Raw genomic sequence first — 3,327 nt, 5'->3', positions numbered from 1 at the left:
ATCATTGAAACGGGCGCCACGCCAGTATTTGCGGACATCGATCCGGTCACGCGCAATATCGATCTGGATCTGCTGGAAAAAGCCATCACGCCGCGCACCAAGGCCATCCTGCCGGTATATCTCTCGGGATTGCCCGTGGATATGGACCGGCTCTACGGCATCGCCCGCGACCATAAATTGCGCGTGATCGAAGATGCCGCGCAGGCGTTCGGTTCAACCTGGCGCGGCAAGAAAATCGGCTCGTTTGGCGACATGGTTTCGTTCAGTTTTCACGCCAACAAGAACGTGACGTCCATAGAAGGCGGCGCGCTTGTCCTGAATAACGAAGAGGAAGCGGTGCTGGCCCAGAAGTACCGGCTGCAGGGCATCACGCGCACGGGCTTCGACGGCATGGACTGCGACCTGCTCGGCGGAAAATACAATCTCACCGATGTCGCCGCTCGCGTCGGCCTCGGGCAGTTGAAGCACGTCGGGCGTTTCACGGAAAAGCGCCGCGAGCTCGCGCGAGCCTATTTCGAGAGTTTCGCGAACGGCTCGGCCGTGCGCTCGGGCGTGCAACTGCCGGTGCAGAACTTCACCGACAGCAACTGGCACATGTTCCAGATTGCGTTGCCGCTGGAGCGCCTCTCCCTCACGCGCTCGGAATTCATGGGGCAGATGAAGGAGCGCGGCATCGGCACGGGCGTGCATTACCCGGCGCTGCATCTGTTCACGCTGTACCGGGCGCGCGGATTCCATGAAGGCATGTTCCCGCACGCCGAAAAGTATGGCGCGTCCACGGTTACGCTGCCCCTTTTCACGCAGATGACCCATGACGACGTGACGCGAGTCGTGCAGGCCGTCGATGAAATCTGCGCGGCGCACGCCATATAAGAAGAAGCCGCGCCGCGGGATGCGGCCGGCGCAGCATCAATTGATTACGGAAATCTAGCGGAACCATCGCCAATATGAGTCAAACCGATTTTTTGCCGACCGGACCCGAACTGACGGTCGTGGTCCCGGTGTACAACGAGGAAGACGGCCTCGCCGCGCTCTTCTCGCGCCTGTATCCCGCGCTCGATGCGCTCGGTGCAACGTATGAGGTCATTTTCATCAACGACGGCAGCCGGGACAAATCCGCCGCACTGCTCGCGCAGCAATTTCGCGCACGTCCGGACACGACGCGCGTGATCCTGCTGAACGGCAATTACGGCCAGCACATGGCCATCCTCGCCGGCTTCGAGCAGTCACGCGGGGAAAGCGTAATCACACTGGACGCCGACCTGCAGAATCCGCCCGAGGAAATCGCCAAGCTGCTCGCCAAGATGCGCGAGGGTTACGACTATGTCGGCACGATCCGTCAGCAGCGCCGGGATAGTTTCTGGCGCAAGAAGGCATCGCGGCTGATGAACCGATTGCGCGAACGTATCACGCGGATTCGCATGACGGACCAGGGCTGCATGCTGCGCGGGTATAGCCGTCATATCATCGATACGATCAATCGTTGCGGCGAAATCAACACGTTCATTCCGGCGCTCGCCTACACGTTCTCGCAGAATCCGATTGAAATCGATGTCGCGCACGAAGAACGTTTCGCGGGCGAATCCAAGTATTCGCTGTACAGCCTGATCCGCCTGAACTTCGACCTCGTGACCGGGTTTTCGGTCGTGCCGCTGCAGTGGTTATCGTTCATAGGCGTGATTCTTTCGGTAGGGTCCGCAGGTTTGTTCCTGCTGCTGCTGGTGCGGCGTTTCATGTTCGGCGCGGAAGTCGAAGGTGTGTTCACGCTGTTCGCCATCACCTTCTTCATGCTCGGCGTGATCATCTTCGCGCTGGGGCTGCTCGGCGAGTACATTGGCCGGATCTATCAGCAGGTTCGTGCACGGCCGCGTTATCTGGTTCAGACAATACTGGAAGAACGCGACGGCCAGATCTCGCGTACCAAGCCGCGTCAGGAAGCCGTCGCCGCGATCACGCGCGAGGTCGATCCGTCATGAGGTCTTTGCCATGAAGCCACGCGCAGTCGTGTTCGCGTATCACAACGTCGGCGTGCGTTGCCTGCAGGTGTTGCTGGCGCGCGGCGTGGACGTTGCGCTGGTCGTCACGCACGAAGACAATCCGCAAGAGAACATCTGGTTCGGCAGCGTGAAATCCGTGGCGGCGGATCATGGGATCGACGTGATCACGCCCGCCGACCCGAAGTCGGCCGAGCTGCATGACGCCATAGCCAGGCTTGCGCCGGACTTCATCTTCTCGTTCTACTACCGGCAAATGCTGCCGGTCGGCCTGCTCGCGCTCGCCACGCGCGGCGCGTACAACATGCACGGCTCGCTGCTGCCGAAATATCGCGGCCGCGTTCCAACCAACTGGGCCGTGCTGAATGGCGAGACGGAAACCGGTGCGACGCTGCATGAAATGGCGGCAAAGCCCGACGCCGGGACCATTCTCGCGCAGACGCCTGTTCCCATTCTCCCGGACGACACCGCGAGCCAGGTCTTCGACAAAACCACCGTCGCCGCCGAACAGACGCTCTGGCGTGTGCTGCCGGCGCTGATCGCAGGGGAAGCGCCGCATCTTCCGAACGATCTCAGCAAAGGCAGCTATTTCGGCGGCAGGAAACCGGAAGATGGGCGTATCGACTGGTCGAAGCCGGCACAGCAGGTGTACAACCTGATTCGCGCGGTCGCGCCGCCTTATCCGGGCGCGTTCACGGATCTTGGACCGACACGGTTTATCGTAGCGCGCGCCCGGCTCGTGCCGCAAACCGGTTTGCCCGATTTCGAAGCCGAGACCCTGCGCGCGCTCGGGGATTTGCCCCCCGGCCTTCACGTGAAGGATAATGCGCTGTTTGGCGTATGCGGCGATGGCCGCGTCGTCGCCATTCGTGAACTACGGCAGCCATTCGTGGACGAAAGCCAGACTCCAGCCGGCGGCGAACGCGTCGTCAGTCCCGCCGAATTCGGCCGACTCACTCAATCACTTCCTCATTCATGAAAAAAGTCCTGATCCTGGGTGTCAACGGCTTCATTGGCCACCACCTTTCCAAGCGCATTCTCGAGACGACCGACTGGGAAGTCTTCGGCATGGACATGCAGCGCGACCGTTTGGGCGACCTCGCCCACCATGAGCGCATGCATTTCTTCGAAGGCGACATCACGATCAACAAGGAGTGGGTCGAATATCACATCAAGAAATGCGATGTGATCCTCCCGCTGGTCGCGATCGCAACGCCGGCCACCTACGTGAAGCAGCCGCTGCGTGTGTTCGAGCTCGACTTCGAAGCGAACCTGCCCATCGTGCGTTCGGCCGTGAAGTACGGCAAGCACCTCGTGTTTCCGTCGACCTCCG

General features: G+C 60.9%; 4 protein-coding genes. All 4 read left to right on the top strand.

Annotated elements, in window-relative coordinates:
• Nucleotides 1-873, top strand: an 873-nt coding sequence (locus ACFFAR_RS28685; protein WP_375508953.1) for a DegT/DnrJ/EryC1/StrS family aminotransferase, incomplete at its 5' end; no start/stop codon positions are given.
• A 74-nt stretch (nt 874-947) separates the two neighbouring features.
• Nucleotides 948-1,976, top strand: a complete 1,029-nt coding sequence (locus tag ACFFAR_RS28680; RefSeq protein WP_061999263.1) for a glycosyltransferase — start codon at nt 948-950, stop codon at nt 1,974-1,976.
• Nucleotides 1,977-1,986: 10 nt separating this feature from the next.
• Nucleotides 1,987-2,973: a formyltransferase gene (locus ACFFAR_RS28675; RefSeq protein ID WP_174363045.1), complete on the top strand. Its 987-nt coding sequence runs from the start codon at nt 1,987-1,989 to the stop codon at nt 2,971-2,973.
• Nucleotides 2,970-3,327 (top strand): NAD-dependent epimerase/dehydratase family protein (locus ACFFAR_RS28670; protein ID WP_375508952.1); only part of this gene is annotated, 358 nt, incomplete at its 3' end. The genes ACFFAR_RS28675 and ACFFAR_RS28670, both read left to right, overlap by 4 nt.

The sequence above is a fragment of the uncultured Caballeronia sp. genome (assembly GCF_964243625.1).
Taxonomy (GTDB): Bacteria; Pseudomonadota; Gammaproteobacteria; order Burkholderiales; family Burkholderiaceae; genus Caballeronia.
The sequence above is the reverse complement of the archived record's forward strand: the minus strand, read 5'-3'. Positions and strand labels throughout refer to the sequence as shown.